This window comes from Acetobacter garciniae, from assembly GCF_017377735.1.
GTDB classification, from domain to species: Bacteria; Pseudomonadota; Alphaproteobacteria; order Acetobacterales; family Acetobacteraceae; genus Acetobacter; species Acetobacter garciniae.
The window spans coordinates 206,611-225,880 of record NZ_JAFVMH010000001.1; the positions used below are offsets into that span (position 1 = coordinate 206,611).

Below are 19,270 nucleotides of genomic sequence, written 5' to 3' on the forward strand. Positions count from 1 at the left end.
CGTTTCCTGCAAGAGAACTGATCCGAAGGACCACGACGAAGGCACGGGCCGCGCATAGGTCAGCCTATGCTGCGCGTATCGCTTATCGCGGGGCGCGCGGTGGCGGAATACAGGACGTGGAAGAATTCGGTCCCGGCAATGCCGGTCAGCAGCCCCGCCATGACGGTGGCCACAATAGTGACCTTGCGTGAATAGCGCGAGGAAAGCTGGATGGCCGCAAGATGGGTCTGCAATTCCGCGCGGGACTGCTGCGTCAGGTAAAGCTGGGCCTTGAGCGATTCGTTCTGCGACCTGATCGTGCGCAGGTCCCGGTCCAGGCGGTTGATGCTGTCCGCCATTTCGCGCAGCTGGGTGCGGTAGGTGTCGGGCATGTCGGGCTTGGCGCGGGTATTGGCGGCGCGTGCGCGGGTGCCTGCCGCAGCACCCTGGGCGCGGCTGGGGTCAACAGCCAAGGTCTGGAACAGGTTTTTCAGCGCCCCGCCCGTGGTGGCGTTGCGTTGCGCGCGCCTGCGCAGCGTTTCCAGTGCGGCGGCTGACTGCCCCGCCTGTTCTTCCAGCACCAGCGCCAGGATATCGGACAGGAGCTTGACTTCCTTGGGGTCGAACTCGCTCATAAAGGACTGTCGCCTTCCTGCGTCGCGGGGATGGAATATGCGTGGCCCGAAGAAGCGCCCGGGCGGGGTGCGGCGGCACGGGTCAGCCGATCGCGAATGGCCAGCCCCAGCCCCTGTTCGGGAATGGGCTGCACGGCAATACCGCGCAGGTGTCGCCTTGCACCTTCCCCATCGAGCGTGCGCAGGCCGGTGAACAGCCGGGCGGCGGCTTCTTCCAGGCTGGCGTGCTCGCTCAGGTTCCATACCAGTGCCGCAGGGCTGCCGTGTTGCGGGCCAAAGGCCAGCAGGGCTTCATCCGCCCGGGGGGTGGTAACATCCAGCCTTACGGGCAGGTGCGGGGCGTAATGCGAAAGCATCCGCCCGGGTGAAAGCGGGGCCGCATCGCTTTGCGTATCGGGCAGGGCTATGGGGCCGCACACGGCTTGCAGGGCCTCCAACGTCACGCCGCCGGGGCGCAGCAGGCAGGGCCGCGCGGGGTCGGAAATATCCAGCACCGTGCTTTCCAGCCCCACGGCGCAGGGTCCGCTATCCAGCACCGCGTCTATGCGGCCATCAAGCTCTTCCAGCACATGCGCCGCATCAGACGGGCTGATCCGCCCCGACCGGTTGGCTGATGGTGCGGCAACCGGCCGGTCGGTCAGGCGCAGCAGGGTCTGCGCGGCGTCGCCCCGTGGCACGCGCACGGCAAGGGTCGCCAGCCCGTCCGCCGCCAGGTCGCTGACCGTGCTGCCAGCCGCACGGGGCAGCACCAATGTCAGTGGGCCGGGCCAGAAGGCTTTGGCCAGGCGTTGGGCCAGCGCATTGGGCACAACCTGTTCGAACGCCGCTGCGGCTGTGGGAAAATGGCTGATAAGCGGGTTGAAGCGCGGCCGGTTCTTGGCTTCGAAAATACGCGCCACCGCCTGGGGTTGTGTCGCATCCCCGCCCAGCCCGTAAACGGTTTCCGTGCCGAACGCCACCAGCCCGCCCGCGCGCAGGATACTGGCGGCGGTGGCAAGGCCGGATGCTGTGTTCTCCAGGCGTCTGGTCATGGGTCTTCCATATCGCGCGCTACCGGGGGCGCGGCATGCACCGTCACACCGGGCAGGGCCATGAAAGCCCGGCCCGGTGTGACGGCGTGCAACGATACCCCAATGGCTGGCGCGCGGGGTTACAGCGTTCCGGTACAGACAAATGAGGGATTTTTCCAGTCCGTTTTGCCGTACAGCAGTTCCGAACCGTCCAGCAGCGTCACATGCCCGCCTGCGGCTTCCACAATGGCCTGCGGGGCTGCGGTGTCCCATTCCATAGTGGGGCCAAGGCGGGGGTAGAGGTCCACCAGCCCTTCGGCCACCCGGGCGAATTTCACGGCCGAGCCGATATTGCCCAATGTCGCGATCTTGCGGCCGTTGAGGTATTCGGCCAGGCGCGTGTCATCCGCATGGTGGCGCGATGCCAGGACGCTCAGCCCCTCGGCCGGGGCGCGGCGCACGCGAATGGGTGTGACCCCCGTCTTGTCCTTGCGGTGCGCGCCAAGGCCTACGCCGCCGCTGTAAATCTGGTAATAGGCGGGCAGGGCCATGGCCCCCAGCACCGCCCGGCCGTTGCGCACCAGCCCGATATTGACGGTAAAGTCATCGCGCCCGGCGGCGAATTCACGCGTGCCGTCCAGCGGGTCCACCAGCCAGTAGGCGGGGGCCACGGCGGTGCGTGCGCCCGCTGCCACTTCTTCTTCCGCGATTACGGGAATATCCGGTGTGGCCGCGCGCAGGCCGCGCAGGATATGTGCCTCCGCCGCGTGGTCGGCCTCCGTCACGGGGGAGGAGTCGGTCTTGGTCAGGGTCTTGAAGCCCCGGGCGCGAATGACGCGGATAATTTCGGCGGCCTCTTCGCTCAGCCGGGTGGCCAGGGCCAGCAGGTCGGTATCTGTATGGGTTGTCATGCGCGTATCATACGCCAGCTTGCGCCATCCGTCATGCCTGCAATGGAATGGCCCGCCTGCCGTTGCGCGCACCTGCCCCCACTCATACCTCAGTCATGTCCCCGCCCCGTCCCAGACTGCTGCTGGAGACTGACCGGTCTGGGCCCAGCCCTTGCCCATGGCCTATTGCCAAGCCAGCGGGGGAGACGTACCCAAGGTGTATCAGTTTTCAGGATGATCGGTAGAACTCATGCTTCAGGTTTCATTTTCTTCTGAAACACAGCCCGCTGGCGGCTCGCTGGCCGTTCTGGTGCCCCAGGACAAGACCTTCGGGCCCGCCTTTTCGGCGCTGGACACGTTGGTTGGCGGCGCGCTGGGCCGTGCCGCGGCGGCAGAGGACTTCACCGGCAAGGACGGCACAAGCTGTGTCGTTCTGGCCCCCAGCCCCGCTTTCGAGCGGATCGTGCTGGTGGGGCTGGGCAAGACGGATGAGATCGATGCCTGCGCCGCCGAAAAGGCGGGGGGGCTTGCCGCATCCCTGCTGGCCCGGGTCGAGCAGGCCAGCCTAATCACGGGCGAAGTTTCGGCCCCGCTGGCGGCCCATGTCGCATTGGGTGCGGTGCTGGGCGCCTATCACTTCAGCCTGTATCACGGCGCGCCCGAAGCGCTGAAAAACCACAAGTTGACGGCCCTGAGCGTGCTGACCCCCCATGCGACGGAGGCCGAAGGGCTGTGGCCGTCCCTGCGGGCGGTTGCGCGCGGCGTGGTGCTGACGCGCGATCTGGTGAGCGAGCCCGCCAATGTCCTGCACCCGGTGGAATTCGCCGAACGCGCCACCACCCTGCGGGGCTTGGGGTTGGAGGTCGAGGTGCTGGACCGCCCGGCCATGGAAAAGCTGGGTTTTGGCGCGCTGCTGGGCGTGGCCCAGGGCAGTGCGAACGAACCGCGCCTTGTGATCATGCGCTGGAATGGCGGGGCGGAGGGCGAAGCCCCCGTGGCCTTTATCGGCAAGGGGGTCACGTTCGATTCGGGCGGTATTTCCATCAAGCCCGCCGCCGGTATGGAAGACATGAAGTGGGACATGGCCGGCGCCGGTGTGGTGACCGGGCTCATGGCGGCGCTGGCCGGGCGCAAGGCGCGGGTGAATGCCGTGGGCGTGGTCGGGCTGGTGGAAAACATGGTCTCCGGCACAGCCCAGCGGCCTGGTGACGTGGTGCGCAGCGCGTCGGGCAAGACGATCGAGGTGCTCAATACCGATGCCGAAGGCCGCCTGGTCCTGGCCGATGTGCTGTGGTACGCGCGTGAACGCTTTGCCCCGAAGCTGATGGTCGACCTTGCCACCCTGACGGGCGCTATCATCATCGGGCTGGGGCATGAATATGCGGGCCTGTTCTCCAATGACGATGCGCTGGCCTCGGGCCTTGCGGATGCCGGTGCCTTCACGGGTGAGAAACTGTGGCGCATGCCCCTGAACAAGGATTATGACGCGCTGCTGAAATCCGACATCGCGGATATGAAGAACATCAGCGGCGGCCGCGCGGCCGGTTCGATCACCGCCGCCCAGTTCCTGCAACGCTTCGTGGACAAGACCCCCTGGGCGCATCTGGACATTGCGGGCATGGCCTGGGCGGACAAGGCCCGCAACGGCCAGCCAAAAGGGGCCACCGGCTTTGGCGTGCGCCTGCTCGACCGGTTTGTGCGCACCGCTTTCGAAGCGGACTGAAACCCCCGGCACGGCGGTCACCATCCCTGCTCCTGCACGGTGGCCGCCGCCTGAGAAAAATATATCGAAAGGTGAGCGGGCGCGTTGTGCGGGGGCTTTGCGGGCCACCATGCAAGGCCCCTTTCTGTAGCACCTTACGGTGTGGTGCTTTAGCCCGCCCGGTAGCGCGCCTTGCCTAGCGGGCGCGTTTCCAGCCCTGTTCTTCCTGCCGCCAATAGGCCAGGTCGTGCCCATCTGCCTTGGCCGCGCTCCAGCGTTCACGCGCCTGGGCGACCGCCGCATCGTCCAGCCCGTCGAACAGGTCGAACACCCGTTCGAAGCGGGAGAGGTCGGCACTGCTCCTGTTTTCGAGCAGGAATAGGAAGCGCGCGTCGTTCGGGCAGTCTTCCCCCGTTGTCAGCCATATGGGTTGCAGGTTGGGGCACGGCGTGCCCTCGCTCCCATGCGGCAGCCATGTGGGGGTGGAAACCTGCCACAACGCCTTGTCCAGTTCCTGCAGAAGCGGCTTGCCCGCGCACCACACCACGGCTTTCTGCCCGCTTGCCACGGTGCGTGCCAGCAGGCGGGGCAGGGCGTCCGCCACACCCGAGCGGGTAAGGTGATAGAAACCGATCTGTGTCATACTCGCTATTCTAGCAGCATTCACGCCCCGCCCAAGTGCACGATGGCATTCTTGTGCCGCACCCTGCCCGACGGGCAGCAGCAGGCGGGGAAGACGGGAGAAAGACCATGGCTGAAACCGTAACATTTTCGGGTGGCGAAAGCCTGCCCGCCCTGGGCGTGGGCACCTGGAACATGGGGGATTCGCCCGCCCGCCGCGCGCATGAGATCGAAAGCCTGCGCTATGCCATCGAACATGGGGTGAAGGTGGTGGACACGGCGGAAATGTATGGCAATGGCCGGTCCGAAAGCCTGGTGGGGGAAGCCATCGGCCCGCTGCGCGACCAGGTGTTCCTGGTCAGCAAGGTCCTGCCGTCCAATGCGTCGGCCAAAGGGGTGGCGCAAAGCTGCCGCCAGTCCCTGCGCAGGCTGGGCACCGACCGGCTGGACCTGTACCTGCTGCACTGGCGCGGCAGCGTGCCGCTGGCGGAAACGGTCGAAGCCTTTCGCACCCTCCAGCGCGAAGGGCTGATCCGCCATTGGGGTGTCTCCAATTTCGACACCCGCGACATGCGTGACCTGGATAGCTGCACGAAGGCGGGAGAATGCGCCGCCAACCAGATCCTGTACAGCCTGGAACATCGCGGCGTGGAATACGACCTGCTCAAGGCGGATAGCACGCGCAGGGCCGTGACCATGGCGTATTCGCCCATCGGGCAGGGGGGTGCGCTACTGGCCGAGCCCGCTCTCGCACGGGTGGCGGCGCGGCATGCCACATCCACCGGCCCCGCCACACCTGCGCAGGTCGCGCTGGCCTGGGTGCTGCGCCAGCCCAACATGCTGGCCATACCCAAGGCAGGCAGCCCCGAGCATATGCGCCTGAACCTTGCGGCACCCGAAATAGCGCTGGATGCAATGGATCTCGCGGAACTGGACAGCGCGTTCCCGCCCCCGCGCGCAAAAGAACCGCTGGAGATGATCTGACCCCCGTGCCCCCCATGACCCCCGTGCCCTCCGTGGGGGCGGAGGTTAATGGGAATCCCCATCCTCCGAATCCGGGCGGGTGCCGATATGCACGCCCAGCACCACGGGCTGCCTGGCGCGCAGGATGGTGATCTGTGCATCGCTGTCGGGCTGGATGGCGGCTACCGCACGGATCAGGAAGCGGGCTGTCTCGACCCGTTCGGCGTTCAGCTTGGTAATGATATCGCCCCGGCGCAGCCCGCCGCGAAAGGCTGGGCCGTTGCGGTCCACTTCCGCGACCTGCACGCCGGTATGGGTGGCGCTGTCTTCCAGCGTCGCACCCAGCCAGCCCCGGTCGATATGCCCGGTCTTGCGCAGCGTCTCCACAATGGGAATGACCAGTTCGGAGGGAATTGAAAAACCAAGCCCGACAGACCCGCCGGTGGGGGAGACAATGGCCGTGTTCAGGGCCACCACCTGGCCGGCAAGGTTGAAGGTGGGCCCGCCCGAATTGCCGGGGTTGATGGGCGCATCCAGTTGCAGGAAATCGTCGAACGGGCTTGCTCCGATATCGCGCCCCCGGGCCGAGACAATGCCCGCCGTCACGGACGAACCCAGGCCGAACGGGTTGCCTGCGGCCAGAATCCAGTCCCCCACCTGCACAAGGCGGCTGTCGCCCCAGCTTACATAGGGCAGGGGCTGGGGGCTTTCGATCTTGATGACGGCAATATCCGTCAGCGGGTCGAGCCCGGTCAGGGTCGCGGTATATTCCTGCCCGCCCATGAGCGAGACCGTGATCTTGTCGGCATCTTCCACCACATGGCCGTTGGTGACGATAACCCCGCTGGGGTCGATCAGGAAGCCAGAGCCCGCTTCCAGCAGGTCGTCATGGTGGCGGCGCATGCGTTCGCGGTAGCGGTGTTCAAGCGGCGTATCCCGCACAGATGATGGCAGCTTGCGCCGCGCCTGCGCATCCGTATCGCGCGTTACGGCAATATTGACCACGGCGGGCACCACCTTGCGCACCAGCGGGGCAAAGCTTAACGGCCCGGTGCTGACAAGGGGCGTAGGGGCCGCAGTGCCATCCGCCCGCGCTGGCGTGGCCTCCCCCGCCAGCAGAAAGGCAAGCCCCGTTCCCGCCAGGGCAGCCCAGGCGCGGGCGTGGAAAATGACGGACAGCCCAGCGCAAAGCCCCCCGCTGAGCGGGCGCGAAAAGCCGCGGGCATTGCGGGTCTTTCTTGCCGCAAAGACCATGCGTTGCCCGCGCGCGGGGGCTTTGCCTGTCAGGGTCTGTCCGGCCTGTAGCGGTGCAGGTGGTCTGCGCAAGGGTGCGGTCACGGCAGGGATATCACGTCATAAGCCATATCGATTTCTGGCCCTGTTTACGTGGTTTGCGCAACCGTTATGCCAAGGGGCAGGCGCGATTTTCTCGGCTTTGTCTTAATTCCGTCTTGCGGCAGGGGCGGGTGCCGTTCGGATATGCTCGATGCTCGATGCTCGATGCTCGATGCTCGATGCTCGATGCTCGATGCTCGATGCTCGATGCTCGATGCTCGATGCTCGATGCTCGGGGGCGGGGTAGCGCCGCCGTGTTCCGGGGCGAATGCTTTGCGCTTGGCCCGCGCGGCCGCACTGCGGGCCCGGGCGTTGGGCGTCGTTATTGCGGGCGCGTGCGGGGGCGGGCCGGGGCCAAAGCAGGGTTTTCGGGCCAGTCATGCCTTGGGTAGCGCCCGCGCATGTCGCGGCGCATATCGGCCCAGCCACCCTGCCAGAACCCGGCCAGATCCGCCGTAATGGCCTGGGGCCGCCCGGCGGGGGAAAGCAGGGCCAGCCGCAGGGGCACCCGCCCGCCTGCCAGCCGGGGTGTTTCGCTGGTGCCGTAGAAAGCCTGCGCACGGGCCGCAGCCACGGGCACGGGCTGGGTGTAATCGACCTCCGCCCGGCCGCCGGGAAAAGCCAGGGCAGTGGGCAGTTCACGGTCCAGCCAGGTGGCATGCGCATAGCCCAGATGGTTGCGCAGCACGGTGGCGATGTCGATCTCGCGCAGCGCGGCCAATGTGGCGCGCCCTTCCATGAAAGGGGCGAACCAGTCCGGTGCGTCCTGCGCCAGGGTGGGGGATGAAAAATCCGGCCAGTCCTGTGGCATGTCCGTATTCTGCGGGGCCAGGCTGCGCGCGATCTCAACCCGTGCCTGAAGCTGGCGCACGGTATCGGTCCAGTTCAGGGCGGTTTCGATATTGGCCTGCACATGGGCCAGCAGCAGGGGGCCGGCATCTTGGGGGCGGACCTTTTCGGTGCGGTCGCGCAGCACAAGGCAGCCGATGCGCATGCGCCTGCGGGCCATGATATTGCCGCTGACCGGGTCCAGCGTGGTTTCCACCTGTTCGCGCGTGCGCGCCAGCACGGCGGGGGGCAGGTTGTCGGCGTCCAGTGCCGCCGCAAGCCTGATTTCGGCAGCGGCGCGCAGGTGCAGCCCCGCTACGGCCAGCAGGCGCGCCGTACCCAGCCCGTCATCGCGCCGCAGGCGGGCATTGCTGCCATTGGCCAGCCGGAAACTGCCGATTTCCCCCCGGCTTAACGCGATCCGGTCGGGAAAGCCCGCGGCCAGCAGGGGGGCGGCCTCACCCTGGGCCGCAAGCCGGGCGGGCAGGCCCAGCCGCGTGCGGAAACGGCCTGCCGCCTGACGGATGCGGGCCAGCGCCGCGCGATCCGCCTGCGGGTGGTCGCCGCCTGCGATCAGGTCCAGCCGCAGGCCGATATCGGCGGGTGGCACGGGGGGCGGGCCGCCGCCACCGCTCTGGCGCGGGCGCAGCGGGTCGCGTTCTTCCAGCAAAGCGGCCAGATCGGCGGCCAGTGCGGCCTCGGCCGGGGTTCGGGCGGCCAGCAGCATGGCGGCCAGGCGCGGATGGGTGCCAAGCCCCGCCATGCGCCGCCCCAGCGGGGTTATGGCCCCGTTGTCGTCCAGCGCCCCAAGCAGCACCAGCAAGTCGCGCGCCACGGCCACGGCGGCACCGGGTGGGGTGTCCAGCAAAGGCAGGCCAGCGTGGGACAGGCCAGTATCGGGCACACCAGTATCGGGCTGGCCAGTCGTGCCGTCTTCCTGCGTGTCGGTCCCTACCGTGTCGGCCCATAAGGTGGTGGCCAGAACGAAGTCGGACAGGTCGGCTTCCAGAATTTCGGGCTTGTCGTGCTGGGGCAGGGCGCGTTCGGTATGGGGGGTCCACAGGCAGTAGGCCACACCCGGGGCCTCGCGCCCCGCGCGGCCCGCGCGCTGGCGGGCGGCGGCCTTTGAAATGCGCACCGTATCCAGCCGCGAAAGCCCGGCCCCGGCATCGAACCGGGGTGTGCGGCGGAAACCGCAATCCACCACCGCGCGTACCCCCGGTACGGTCAGCGATGTCTCGGCAATGGAGGTGGCCAGGATAACCCGTCTTTCCCCTTCATTGCCGGGGCGCAGCACGCGAGCCTGTTCGGCCGGGTGCAGTTCCCCATGCAAGGGCAGGACCGTCGCGCCCGTATCGGCCAGCAGTTGGGTCGTGCGCCGAATCTCGCCCGTGCCGGGCAGAAAGACCAGGATATCGCCCTGCGTTTCCGCCAGAGCCTGCCGCACTCCGCTGGCCGTGGCGGCAGGGATGTCGCGCAGGGTGGGAATATCCTTTTTGGCGTGGTGTATGCTCAACTCGAACATGCGCCCCGCACTGGTGAAGACGGGCGCGTTCATATAGGCGGCCAGTTTTTCGGTTTCCGCCGTGGCGGACATGGCCACCAGCCGCAGGTCCGGGCGCAGGCTGCGTTGCAGGTCCAGGCAGAAGGCCAGGGCCAGGTCGGCATCGAGCGAGCGTTCATGCACTTCGTCGATAATGACGCAGGCCACGCCTTCCAGCATGGGGTCGTCCAGCAGGCGGCGCAGGAACAGGCCTTCGGTCAGCACCTCGATACGCGTGCGGCCCGACATGGCGGAATCCACACGGGTGCGATAGCCCACAAACCCGCCTGCCTCCTCCCCCATAAGCGAGGCAATGCGCTGCGCTGCCGCCCGTGCGGCCAGCCGCCGGGGTTCGAGCATGATGATCCGCTCATCCGGCGCGCGCCAGGGGGCGGCGGCCAATACGGGTGGAATGGATGTGGTCTTGCCCGCCCCGGGGGGGGCCACCACAATCGCGTTGATGGGCGCATGCGCATTCCCCGCGCCTTCCGTCTGTCCGGCGGCCCCTGCCAGATGTGCGCACAAGGCAGGCAGGATTTCGCGCACGGGCAGGCCGTCGGCAATGCGGATCATGTCGGGCAGGGAAGGGGCTGGTTCAGGCATGCGCAGAAAATGGTCCATGTCTGGGACGGCCGAGCCCGGTCAGGGGCAGGGCCGGGAAGGGGCGGAATTTTCGTCCGGCATAGGGCGCGCTATCCCCGCGATGGACGCAAGCACGTTCAAGCAGGTGCGGGCAGGCAGGACCGGGGGCGGGAATGTCCGGGCCTGCGGCGGTAGCGCGGGGGTGAACTGTCCTGGCCTGTGGGAAAAACGGGTCTGGTTCACTCTCTGCTTGTCTGGCACGCCGCGGGAACCGTGCTTTCATGCCCATGGCCACACCGGCAATAACAGGCCCGCTGGCCCCTCTCCGCCCCCGGTGGATGGAACGGACAGGACGGCCTTTGCCCCGGGGCCTGCTGCTTTACTGTCCGGTCGTGGTCTGCCCCGGCAGTTTGAGGAACCCTGCCTTGGGGGATACGCCCTTGGTCACGGGTTTGGATGACGTTGCCGGGGTTGAGCTATCCTCCCCCGCGGGGAAAACGGGGTTGGGTTCACTGTCCTGCGCGCTGGGTGCGGGCGTGCTGGCCGGGGCCGGTGCCACTGCCGGAGCCGGGCTGTTCACCGTCGTGTCCGGTGCGTTGGCGGGCACGGTGGGGGAATTGTCCAGCGGGGGGGCGAGTGCGGGTGCCTGGCCATTGACCGGGGGAACATTGCCTGCCCCGCCCGTCACGTTGCCGGGCTGGTCCGTGGTCTCACCGGGGCCTGCCAGCGGCTGGGCCTGTATGGCGTCGCCCACCGGGGCACCGCCTGCATCGACCAGCCACTTGCTCAGCGAATGGCGCATTTCATATTCGAACTCGACATTGAGCGTTTGCATCATGTCCTTGGTGAGTTCGTACAGGTTGGCGGCACTTTCGACATTGCCCGAAGGGTCAGGGTGCAGTGTCTGCGTGGCCTGCGCGCCCGCAAAGGCGATGCGCTGCCCGCCGGGATTGATGATGTCGAGATGCACCGCAACCTTGCCCGCCAGCGTGCCGCCCGGTTCATGCAGGATGGAGGCCTGCTCGATCACGAAGCGCGCCTTGGTCGCAACCCCTACCGTGCCCTTGGCGGCCAGCCTGTCTTCGGCCATCTGCCGCACGGCCACGACCGGCGGCGTGGGGGCCTTGTAGCCGATATCGCCTTCCACCGGCTGGGCAACGGTCTTGTCGCTGATGCTCAGCGAACTGACGTTGAGGTTGATCTGGTTGAGATAATCGTAGCGCAGCGGGGCGAACTGCTTGGGCTGGTCGTCATCCGCGCATCCGCAGAGCAGGGTGGGCAGCATGAGAACCGCCGCCAGGCAGAAATGGCGCGGACGGGAAAACAGCATCATGGCGTGTACCTGAAATAGCGGGTTGAATGGCGGAAAATGCAGTTTCTAGCAGGTCTTTACAGGTCGGCGGCAATATCCTTGCGCGGAAAGTGAAAATCCTTGTTGCAGAATTCGCACGTCATCACGATCGTACCGCTTTCCTCGCTCATATGGTCCAGATCGTCGTCAGGGAAGGTCTGGAGCACCTCCGCCAGGCGCGCGCGTGAACACCGGCAGCCGAATGCCAAGGCGCGCGGGTGGCTGACATGCAGGTTTTCTTCATGGAACAGGCGGTGCAGCAGTTGCGCGGGCGGCAGGCTGTCATCCAGCAGTTCGGCGGTGGAAAGGGTCGAAGCCAGGATGGTCGCGGTTTCCCAGTTGGCTTCGGCCTCGGCATTGTCCACCACATGGGCCCCGCCTTCCCCCGCGATCCGTTCGAGCACAAGCCCGCCCGCCCGCCATCCCGCATCGGTCATGGTGCAGGACAGCATCAGCCAGCAGGCGTGCTGTTCGCTGGTGGTGAAGTAATGCGTGGCCATGGCCGCAAGCGTGTCGCCCGCGATATCCACAATACCCTGGTGGCGATCCGTATCCGGCCCCTGGTCCACCGTCAGCGCCAGATAACCGTCCCCCAGCAGTTCGCGGTCCAGCGGGCGGGGTGTCTGGGCCAGCAGGGCTTCAAGCGCGTCTTCATCCGTGCGGACGTAAAACCGCAGGGCCCCGGTATCGGTGCAGTCGGCCACCAGCATGGAGACCGGGCCGTTGCCCTTGATCTGGAGCGAAAACGAGCCCTGGAATTTCAGGGCCGAGGCAAGGCTTGCCACCAAGGCCAGCGCCTTGCCCGCCAGGCTGGTTACGGGGGCGGGGTTGTCGTGGCGGGTCAGCAGCGCATCGGCCAGCACGCCAAGGCGCACAAGGCGGCCACGCACGGGGCGGCCTGCCAGATAGAAAGGCGTTACACCGCCCGGAACCACCAGATCAGGCACATCGGGGCGGTCGCGGTCGAGAAAAGCCGGTTTTTCCATGAAAAAAGTCTATCCTGCGCGGGTCAATGACAAAACACGGCGGCCCAGCCGAGTGTTTCAGATATCGGCGGAAATATCGAGTTCGAGTTTTTCCAGCTTCTGTTCCAGGGCGCGCTGGCCCGTCGTATCCAGCCCCAGCCCATCCTGCAATGCCCGCAAGAGCCCCTTGCGGCAGGCATCGTGTTCACGGTCCAGATCGCCCGCGCGCCCGCACCGGGCCAGGCAGTCCAGGTAGGAGGCGCGGAAAGGGGCCAGCTTCGTGCCGCCATAGGGCAGGGTGGCCAGGATCGCATCCAGGCTGCTTTCCACCCACCCCGGGGTGCTGGGCGTTTCTTCCGTCGTGGACAGGTTGGGGGATACGCCGTCGTTCATCGGTTATTCCTTGCCGAAAGATGTCCAGTTCGAACCGCCGAGCGTCCAGGCCAGGATACCCTTTTGGGCATGCAGGCGATTTTCCGCCTCGTCGAACACGACGGAATGGCGGCCTTCGAACACGTCCTTGGTCATTTCCTCCCCTATATGGGCAGGCAGGCAGTGCATGAACAGGGCATTGGGGGCCGCGCGGGCCATCAGTTCGGCGTTCACACGGTAGGGTTCGAGCCTTGCGATGCGTGAGGCCGCTTCTTCCTGCGAGTCGGACATGCTGACCCAGGTATCGGTCACGATACAGTCCGCCCCGGCAACGGCGGCATGCGGGTCGGATGTCCACTGCACGTCGCCCCCTTCGCGGCGGGCCCAGTCAAGGGCGGCCTGCGGGGGCTTCATGTCCATCGGTGTCGCCGCGCGCAGCGAAAAGCCGAAACGCACCGCCCCTTCGATCAGCGAGACAAGGACATTGTTGCCATCGCCCGTCCAGGCGAAGGTGCGCCCGCGTACGGGGCCGCGATGTTCCTCGAACGTCATGATATCGGCCAGGATCTGCACGGGGTGCGAAGTGGGGGTCAGGCCGTTGATCACGGGCACGTCGGCCCAGCGCGCGAGTTCGTGCAGCGTGTCGGTATTGCCCGTGCGCAGCACGATGGCATCCACAAAGCGCGAGAGCACGCGCGCCGTATCGGCAATGCTTTCCCCCCGCCCGATCTGCATTTCCTGCGGGGAAAGCACGACGGCATCGCCCCCGAGCTGGCGAATGCCCACCTCGAAGGAAACGCGCGTGCGGGTGGACGGCTTGGACAGGATCAGCCCCAGTTGCCGCCCGGCCAGCGGCTGGCGCGGATGCAGGGGAAAACGCCGCCCCTGCTGCATGCGCTTCATGCTGCTGGCAACGTCCAGGATCTGGCGCAGTGTCGCCGCGTCCAGGTCCTTGAGGTCCAGGAAATGGCGCGGTGCCGTGGCCGTGTAGGAAGAGGCTGTGGCGACTGCGCTCACTGTGCGGGCTCCAGAATTGTCGAGGTGCTGTTCTTGATGGTGGTGACGGCGCGCGCCAGACGGGCGACGGCTTCGCGGCAGTCGTCTTCGCTCAGGGTCAGGGGCGGGACAAGGCGCAGCACGTTATCGCCCGCCGTCACGCATAAAAGCCCGGCTTCCAGTGCTGCTTCCTGCACCTCGCCCACCGGGGGGGCGCAACGCAGGCCGATCAGCAGACCAAGGCCCCGGCGCTGGGTGAAGACATCGGGCGCATCCGCCACAAGCGCGTCCAGCAGTTCGTCCAGAAGGGCCGCGCGGGTGCAGACCTGGTCCAGGAAACCGGGGGCCAGCAGCACGTCCAGCACCGCATTGGCTGCGGCACAGGCCAGCGGGTTACCCCCGAAGGTGGTGCCATGCGTGCCCGGCGTCATGCCGCGCGCCACGGTCTGGGTGGCCAGGATGGCCCCGATGGGGAACCCCCCGCCCAGACCCTTGGCCGTGCTCATGATATCGGGCGTGATCCCGGCCCATTGATGCGCGAACAGCCGCCCCGTGCGGCCGACGCCGGTCTGCACTTCATCCAGGGCCAGCAGCACGCCGGTTTCATTGCACAGGGCACGCAGGGCGCGCAGGAATTCGGGCGAGGCCGCCTTGATCCCGCTTTCTCCCTGGATGGGTTCGAGCATGATGGCGGCGGTGCGCGGGGTTATGGCCGCGCGCACGGCTTCGATATCATTGAACGGCACGTGCACGAACCCGGCAACCGGTTCCCCATAGCCTTCAAGGTATTTGGGGTTGCCTGTGGCGGCCAGCATGGCCAGCGTGCGGCCATGGAACGCGCCGTCCATGCAGATGATCTCCACACGTTCGGGGTGGCCTGCCAGCATCTGCGCCCGGCGGGCCATTTTTACCATGCCTTCATTGGCTTCCGCACCGGAATTGCAGAAGAACACGCTGTCGGCAAAGGTATTGGCCACCAGCCGTTCGGCCAGTTTTTCACCCTGCGGAATGCGGAACAGGTTGGAGACATGCATGACCCGGCCGGCCTGTTCGGTAATGGCGGCCACAAGATGCGGATGCGCATGCCCGAGCGAGCAGGTGGCGATCCCCGCCGCAAAGTCCAGGAATCGTCGTCCGTCCGATGCCAGAAGCCATGCGCCTTCGCCCTGCTCGAAAGCGAGATCGGCGCGCTTGTAGGTCGGCATTATCGGAGAAATCATGGATTCTGGTCTTTGCTTTGGCGGTTGTGAACCTGGTTGGGTGTGACGCAAAAACGAAAAGCGCCCGCTGCCTGAAAATGGAGCGGGCGATCCGTTACTGTTCTGTATCATGGCGCTTTGTGCGTGTGGGAGTCAAACTTCTGTCACGAAAAACTTGCATATGTGTCATGTTGCACCCGCTTATATTTGCGCGCGGCGCGCTATCGTGTGCCGTATCAAGTATTTTCGACCCCGACCTTGCAGGCTAAGGTAGCGTGCATGAACAGTGCGGCTCATCCCCCCTCGGTGCCCGCGGCCCCCGACCGCTCATCCCTGCGGCAGGCGGCTCTGGCGCATCTGGCCCGGTTCGGCACGACGCGGCACGGGCTGGGGCAGGTGTTGCTGCGCCGGGTGGCCCGCTGGCAGCGCCAGGCCGTGGCTGCCGGGGCCGAACCCGACCAGGCCGACGCCACGGCCCGCCAGCTTGGCGGCACGGTAGCCCAGGTCGTGGCCGAAATGGTGGCCGCCGGTGCGGTGGACGACTCCGCCTTTGCCCGCTCGCGCGTGCGCAGGCTGACCCGTTCGGGCCGTTCGGGCCGGGCCATTGCCGCCCATCTGGCCGCCCGGGGGGTGGAAGCACAGGTCAGTGCCCAAGCCCTTTCAGGCGATGCGGACAGCACGCCCGAAAGCGCCCTCTCGATCCCTGGTCATACCCCGCTGAATGCCACCGAACGGGATCTGTGCGCCGCCGTGGTGCTGGCCCGCAAGCGCAGGCTCGGCCCTTTCAACCCGGCAGCGGGGGAAGATACGCAAGACCCCTTCGATGACGATACCGATGGCGGCGGCAATGCCCCACGGGCCAACGCCCGCGCCAAGGCGCTGGGTGTGCTGGCGCGGGCCGGCTTCGCGCGCGATACGGCCGAGCGCGTGCTGGATATGGACCCAGAGGAAGCACAGGACTGGCTTGAACGCCTGAAAGGAGAGCCATGAGGTGCCGGGCATGACCGTGTGGCGCGTGGGCCGGAACAGGGGGGCTTGTGGCAGCAGCCGCAGCATTGCGGGCAAGGCCCGGGCCGCCGGGCGCCACACGGACGGGGGTACGGGCGACCGCCATGGTCCCTGTTCCGCTTTATATTGGGGCCAGCCCCTGGGCGGGGGAGCGTGGTCCCGCATCACCCATGGCGGCCTCAATGGCGGCATGGTGCGTGGGCTTGTGCTGGCCCTGTTATTGCTGCTGCCCGCCTGTGCTGGCGGGGGCTGGAACGGGGCGGTGCAGTGCGCGCCCTATGCGCGTGAGCATTCGCAGATCAACCTGCGCGGCAGTGCGGCAAGCTGGTGGACGCAGGCGCGGGGGCAATATGCGCGCTCATCCGTGCCGCGGGCGGGGGATGTGCTGGTCTTCTGCCCCACGCGGCGCCTGCCTTCGGGGCATGTATCGGTGGTGCGGCAGGTGCGTAACACCCGTCTGGTGCTGGTCGATCACGCCAACTGGGAACCCGGGCGTGTCACCCGCCGCGCCCCGGTGGAGGATGTCTCCCCCGCCAATGACTGGACACGCGTGCGGGTGTGGTGGACCCCGGTGGAGGGTATGGGCAAGACGGTATATCCCGCCTTCGGGTTCATCGAACCCGCCCCGCCTGAAGGGAGTTGAAGGAAAACCCCCTTGTACGACAGCCGGGAGTGGCCGGTGGACGGCATATATGGGGGGGCAGGAGAGCCTGCCGGACGGGCCAGGCATCTTGCATTCCGCCTCTCCCCGGCAGGCTGTCTGGCGGGCTGGCACGCGGGGCCGTTCACTGCGGCTGGTCAATCAGGTCCCCCGGTAATCCGGGGGGAGGGTATTCGGGGCCGGGTGACCCATGCGGGCGGCGGGGCAGGGCGGTTTTGCAGCGCCTGTCGGCCCGGTGGCGGGGTGTCGGGCGGGGGCGGGTTTGCTCGCGCAGGCGTGCATGAAGGAAAAACTTGCATGAACGGGCATTCGCCCTCATGTACTGCTGGCTGCTTCAAGGTTGGAAGACGGGTCGCGGTTTCGCGGCACAGGTAAGGAAGTATGAAATGGGTAGCTTGAGCATCTGGCACTGGCTGATCGTGCTTGTGGTCGTGCTGGTGGTGTTTGGCGGCGGCGGCAAGATCAGCACGCTGATGGGGGACGTGGCCAAGGGCATCAAGTCCTTCAAGAAACACATGGCCGATGACGAGACGATGGAAGATACCGCCGGCCGTAACGGCGGCGGGCATATCGCCCCGCCCGTGACCCCGGTTGCCGAACAGCGCGCGACCGCGCCTGCCGACCAGGCGGGCAGGCAGTAAGTCAGCGGATTTCGGATAAACGCACGGCATGACAATGGATAATCCGGTGCTGGACCGGCGGTCTGGCCCGCTGGAACAGGCTGCCCACGATATCGTGCGGGCAGGCCAGAGAATGGATGCGCGCGCCTGGGTGCCCGCGACGGCTGGCAATATCAGCTGCCGGCTGCCCGACGGGCGTATCGCCATCACACGTTCGGGCTGCCACAAGGGCTTTCTGCGCGAGCAGGACGTGATAACGGTCGATGGGGCAGGCCGCCCGCATGACCCGGGTCATCGCCCCAGTGCGGAAACCCTGCTGCATTGCCAGGTCTATCGCCGCATGCCCGACGTGGGGGCGGTGCTGCACGGGCATTCCGTCGCCTCCACCGTGCTGTCCATGATCGAGAAGACCAACGCCCTGACCCTGCGCGATTACGAGGTGCAGAAGGTCTTTGACGGGCAGACCACGCATGACGCCGCCATTACGGTGCCGCTTTTTGCCAACGACCAGGATATCGCGCGGCTGGCCGGCGAGGTGGAGCCCTATTTCGGCGCCATGCCCGCGGGCTATATCATTCGCGGGCACGGCGTGTATGTCTGGGGGCGTGATATGGACCAGGCCCTGGCCCGGCTCGAAGGGCTGGAATTCCTGCTGGCCTGCCTGCTGCAAAGAAGGACACTCGAAGGAAGGACACTGGGGGCATGAGCACCTTGGTCGTTTACAATGATGGCCAGCCCGACAGCCCCACCCTGCGCACGCAGGACGTGGCGGAAATCGCACATGTGCTGGCGGCCCATGGCGTGCGTTTCGAACGGTGGGAAGGCCCGGCCATTCCCGAACGTGACGCGCCCGAAGATGTGGTGCTGCAAACCTACCGCCCCTGGCTGGACCGCCTGATGGGCGAGACGGGAGCTGGCTCGGCCGATGTGCTGCGCGTAAGCGCGCAGACCCCGAACTACCCCGCCCTGCGCGAGAAATTCCTGTCCGAACACACGCATAGCGAGGACGAGGTACGCTTTTTCGTCCATGGCGGCGGGCATTTCATCCTGCATCTGGACGGGCAGGTGTATGACGTGCACTGCACCCAGGGCGACCTGATTTCCGTGCCCGAAGGGGTGAGGCACTGGTTCGATGCGGGCCCCGCGCCCGACGTGGTGGCCCTGCGGATCTTCACCCACAAGGAAGGCTGGGTGGCGCAGTATACCGGCAGCGACATTGCCGGGCAGTTCCCCGCCTACGCCGCGTGAACGAGGGATCGATGCGCGAAATTCCAAGCCACACGCCGCGAGTCGTCCTGCTCGATATCGAAGGCACGACCCTGCCTGTGGCCTTTGTCCACAAGGTTCTGTTCCCCTACGCGCGGCAATGCCTGCCCACGCTGCTGCAACAGCGCGCCACCGACCCGGCGGTAAAGGAAGCCCTGGCCCAGACGCGGCAGATGGCCCCGGGTGTAGACCCGCTTGAACAGCTTGAACGCTGGATGGCGGAAGACGCCAAGGTGGCCCCGCTCAAATCCCTTCAGGGCCTGTGCTGGGAACAGGGCTACAGGCAGGGCGATCTGGTGGCGGAACTCTACCCCGATGTCGTGCCCTGCCTGCGCGCGCTCAAGGCGGCGGGGCTGGTGCTGGCGGTCTATTCCTCCGGTTCCGAACCTGCCCAGAAGCTGATTTACGGCTATACGCGCCAGGGCGACGTGACCGATCTGTTCAGCGCGTTTTTCGACCTGCGTGTGGGCGGCAAGAAAGAGGCGGCCAGCTACCGCACTATTCTTGATGAAACCGGCTGGCAGGCCGCCGACGTCGTGTTCCTGTCCGATGTCGTGGCCGAGCTTGATGCCGCGGCCCAGGCGGGGTTGCAGGTCTGCCAGATCGCCCGGCCAGAAGACGGCACGGTGGCGGGCACGCACCACCCTGTCGCGGTATCGCTGCCGGATGCCGCACGCCTGTTCGGGCTGCCAACGGGCCTGCCGGCAGGGCAGCCGGGCGGGTTGGAGAGGGGCGCATAAGGTG

Annotated in this window: 19 protein-coding genes; 8 read left to right on the forward strand and 11 right to left on the reverse strand. The window is 66.7% G+C overall.

Going from position 1 to position 19,270, the window contains the following annotated elements; all coding sequences use genetic code 11:
• Positions 1 to 59: 59 nt before the first annotated feature.
• The 3 genes from J2D77_RS00980 to cysQ form a co-directional block, all read right to left on the reverse strand.
• Positions 60 to 614 carry a hypothetical protein gene (locus J2D77_RS00980; RefSeq protein ID WP_207844220.1) on the reverse strand — a complete coding sequence of 185 codons (555 nt, stop codon included), beginning with the start codon at positions 612 to 614 and terminating at the stop codon, positions 60 to 62.
• Positions 611 to 1,645: an L-threonylcarbamoyladenylate synthase gene (locus J2D77_RS00985; protein ID WP_207844222.1), complete on the reverse strand. Its 1,035-nt coding sequence runs from the start codon at positions 1,643 to 1,645 to the stop codon at positions 611 to 613. The genes J2D77_RS00980 and J2D77_RS00985 overlap by 4 nt, the downstream gene beginning before the upstream one ends.
• Before the next feature lie 119 nt (positions 1,646 to 1,764).
• Positions 1,765 to 2,535, reverse strand: a complete 771-nt coding sequence (gene cysQ, locus J2D77_RS00990; RefSeq protein WP_207844224.1) for a 3'(2'),5'-bisphosphate nucleotidase CysQ — start codon at positions 2,533 to 2,535, stop codon at positions 1,765 to 1,767.
• Between the two features lie 229 nt (positions 2,536 to 2,764).
• Between cysQ and J2D77_RS00995 the strand changes: the two genes are divergently transcribed.
• Positions 2,765 to 4,237, forward strand: coding sequence for a leucyl aminopeptidase (locus J2D77_RS00995; protein WP_207844226.1), 1,473 nt, complete (start codon positions 2,765 to 2,767; stop codon positions 4,235 to 4,237).
• Between the two features lie 175 nt (positions 4,238 to 4,412).
• Here J2D77_RS00995 and J2D77_RS01000 read toward each other — a convergent pair whose 3' ends face one another.
• The gene (locus J2D77_RS01000; protein WP_207844228.1) at positions 4,413 to 4,859 is read right to left on the reverse strand and encodes a DNA polymerase III subunit chi; all 447 of its coding nucleotides are present in this window, start codon (positions 4,857 to 4,859) and stop codon (positions 4,413 to 4,415) included.
• A gap of 107 nt (positions 4,860 to 4,966) precedes the next feature.
• Between J2D77_RS01000 and J2D77_RS01005 the strand changes: the two genes are divergently transcribed.
• Complete coding sequence (locus J2D77_RS01005) at positions 4,967 to 5,821, forward strand: aldo/keto reductase (protein WP_207844230.1); 855 nt, start codon at positions 4,967 to 4,969, stop codon at positions 5,819 to 5,821.
• A gap of 45 nt (positions 5,822 to 5,866) precedes the next feature.
• On the opposite strand, the gene J2D77_RS01010 is transcribed toward J2D77_RS01005, so the two are convergent.
• From J2D77_RS01010 to J2D77_RS01040, 7 genes are all read right to left on the reverse strand, one after another.
• The gene (locus J2D77_RS01010) at positions 5,867 to 7,126 is read right to left on the reverse strand and encodes a S1C family serine protease (protein ID WP_230975386.1); all 1,260 of its coding nucleotides are present in this window, start codon (positions 7,124 to 7,126) and stop codon (positions 5,867 to 5,869) included.
• Between the two features lie 331 nt (positions 7,127 to 7,457).
• Complete coding sequence (locus tag J2D77_RS01015; protein WP_207844232.1) at positions 7,458 to 10,109, reverse strand: ATP-dependent RNA helicase; 2,652 nt, start codon at positions 10,107 to 10,109, stop codon at positions 7,458 to 7,460.
• A gap of 358 nt (positions 10,110 to 10,467) precedes the next feature.
• Complete coding sequence (locus J2D77_RS01020) at positions 10,468 to 11,421, reverse strand: hypothetical protein (RefSeq protein ID WP_207844234.1); 954 nt, start codon at positions 11,419 to 11,421, stop codon at positions 10,468 to 10,470.
• Between the two features lie 56 nt (positions 11,422 to 11,477).
• Entirely contained in the window at positions 11,478 to 12,425 is a 948-nt protein-coding gene (gene hslO / locus J2D77_RS01025) for an Hsp33 family molecular chaperone HslO (protein ID WP_207844236.1), read from the reverse strand.
• Between the two features lie 57 nt (positions 12,426 to 12,482).
• Positions 12,483 to 12,797: a hypothetical protein gene (locus J2D77_RS01030; protein WP_207844238.1), complete on the reverse strand. Its 315-nt coding sequence runs from the start codon at positions 12,795 to 12,797 to the stop codon at positions 12,483 to 12,485.
• Between the two features lie 3 nt (positions 12,798 to 12,800).
• Positions 12,801 to 13,793 (reverse strand): ornithine carbamoyltransferase, encoded by a 993-nt coding sequence (argF, locus tag J2D77_RS01035; RefSeq protein WP_207844240.1) that lies wholly within the window; start codon positions 13,791 to 13,793, stop codon positions 12,801 to 12,803.
• Complete coding sequence (locus J2D77_RS01040) at positions 13,790 to 14,992, reverse strand: aspartate aminotransferase family protein (protein WP_207844242.1); 1,203 nt, start codon at positions 14,990 to 14,992, stop codon at positions 13,790 to 13,792. The genes argF and J2D77_RS01040 overlap by 4 nt, the downstream gene beginning before the upstream one ends.
• 258 nt (positions 14,993 to 15,250) lie before the next feature.
• Here J2D77_RS01040 and J2D77_RS01045 point away from each other — a divergent pair, with 258 nt between their 5' ends.
• The 6 genes from J2D77_RS01045 to mtnC all read left to right on the forward strand — a co-directional run bounded on the left by J2D77_RS01045 (position 15,251) and on the right by mtnC (position 19,266).
• On the forward strand, positions 15,251 to 15,961 hold the full coding sequence (locus tag J2D77_RS01045) for a regulatory protein RecX (protein ID WP_207844244.1): 711 nt from the start codon (positions 15,251 to 15,253) through the stop codon (positions 15,959 to 15,961).
• Positions 15,962 to 16,169: 208 nt separating this feature from the next.
• Positions 16,170 to 16,622 (forward strand): CHAP domain-containing protein, encoded by a 453-nt coding sequence (locus tag J2D77_RS01050; RefSeq protein ID WP_207844971.1) that lies wholly within the window; start codon positions 16,170 to 16,172, stop codon positions 16,620 to 16,622.
• Between the two features lie 404 nt (positions 16,623 to 17,026).
• Positions 17,027 to 17,281, forward strand: coding sequence for a twin-arginine translocase TatA/TatE family subunit (locus J2D77_RS01055; protein WP_207844246.1), 255 nt, complete (start codon positions 17,027 to 17,029; stop codon positions 17,279 to 17,281).
• 34 nt (positions 17,282 to 17,315) lie between these two features.
• The gene (locus tag J2D77_RS01060) at positions 17,316 to 17,966 is read left to right on the forward strand and encodes a methylthioribulose 1-phosphate dehydratase (protein ID WP_207844972.1); all 651 of its coding nucleotides are present in this window, start codon (positions 17,316 to 17,318) and stop codon (positions 17,964 to 17,966) included.
• A complete protein-coding gene (locus tag J2D77_RS01065; protein WP_207844248.1) occupies positions 17,963 to 18,508 on the forward strand; it encodes a 1,2-dihydroxy-3-keto-5-methylthiopentene dioxygenase in 546 nt (181 codons plus the stop codon). Before J2D77_RS01060 ends, J2D77_RS01065 begins: the two co-directional genes overlap by 4 nt.
• Positions 18,509 to 18,519: 11 nt before the next feature.
• Positions 18,520 to 19,266, forward strand: coding sequence for an acireductone synthase (gene mtnC / locus J2D77_RS01070; RefSeq protein WP_207844250.1), 747 nt, complete (start codon positions 18,520 to 18,522; stop codon positions 19,264 to 19,266).
• Positions 19,267 to 19,270 lie beyond the last annotated feature (4 nt).

Coding starts and splice junctions, on each gene's coding strand:
- J2D77_RS01005 (WP_207844230.1), top strand. CDS start 4,967: ATGGCTGAAACCGTAACATTTTCGGGTGGCGAAAGCCTGCCCGCCCTG.
- J2D77_RS01000 (WP_207844228.1), bottom strand. CDS start 4,859: ATGACACAGATCGGTTTCTATCACCTTACCCGCTCGGGTGTGGCGGAC.
- J2D77_RS00980 (WP_207844220.1), bottom strand. CDS start 614: ATGAGCGAGTTCGACCCCAAGGAAGTCAAGCTCCTGTCCGATATCCTG.
- J2D77_RS00995 (WP_207844226.1), top strand. CDS start 2,765: ATGCTTCAGGTTTCATTTTCTTCTGAAACACAGCCCGCTGGCGGCTCG.
- J2D77_RS00985 (WP_207844222.1), bottom strand. CDS start 1,645: ATGACCAGACGCCTGGAGAACACAGCATCCGGCCTTGCCACCGCCGCC.
- J2D77_RS01065 (WP_207844248.1), top strand. CDS start 17,963: ATGAGCACCTTGGTCGTTTACAATGATGGCCAGCCCGACAGCCCCACC.
- J2D77_RS01050 (WP_207844971.1), top strand. CDS start 16,170: ATGGTGCGTGGGCTTGTGCTGGCCCTGTTATTGCTGCTGCCCGCCTGT.
- J2D77_RS01060 (WP_207844972.1), top strand. CDS start 17,316: ATGGATAATCCGGTGCTGGACCGGCGGTCTGGCCCGCTGGAACAGGCT.
- J2D77_RS01045 (WP_207844244.1), top strand. CDS start 15,251: ATGAACAGTGCGGCTCATCCCCCCTCGGTGCCCGCGGCCCCCGACCGC.
- J2D77_RS01040 (WP_207844242.1), bottom strand. CDS start 14,992: ATGATTTCTCCGATAATGCCGACCTACAAGCGCGCCGATCTCGCTTTC.
- mtnC (WP_207844250.1), top strand. CDS start 18,520: ATGCGCGAAATTCCAAGCCACACGCCGCGAGTCGTCCTGCTCGATATC.
- J2D77_RS01055 (WP_207844246.1), top strand. CDS start 17,027: ATGGGTAGCTTGAGCATCTGGCACTGGCTGATCGTGCTTGTGGTCGTG.
- cysQ (WP_207844224.1), bottom strand. CDS start 2,535: ATGACAACCCATACAGATACCGACCTGCTGGCCCTGGCCACCCGGCTG.
- hslO (WP_207844236.1), bottom strand. CDS start 12,425: ATGGAAAAACCGGCTTTTCTCGACCGCGACCGCCCCGATGTGCCTGAT.
- J2D77_RS01020 (WP_207844234.1), bottom strand. CDS start 11,421: ATGATGCTGTTTTCCCGTCCGCGCCATTTCTGCCTGGCGGCGGTTCTC.
- J2D77_RS01030 (WP_207844238.1), bottom strand. CDS start 12,797: ATGAACGACGGCGTATCCCCCAACCTGTCCACGACGGAAGAAACGCCC.
- J2D77_RS01015 (WP_207844232.1), bottom strand. CDS start 10,109: ATGCCTGAACCAGCCCCTTCCCTGCCCGACATGATCCGCATTGCCGAC.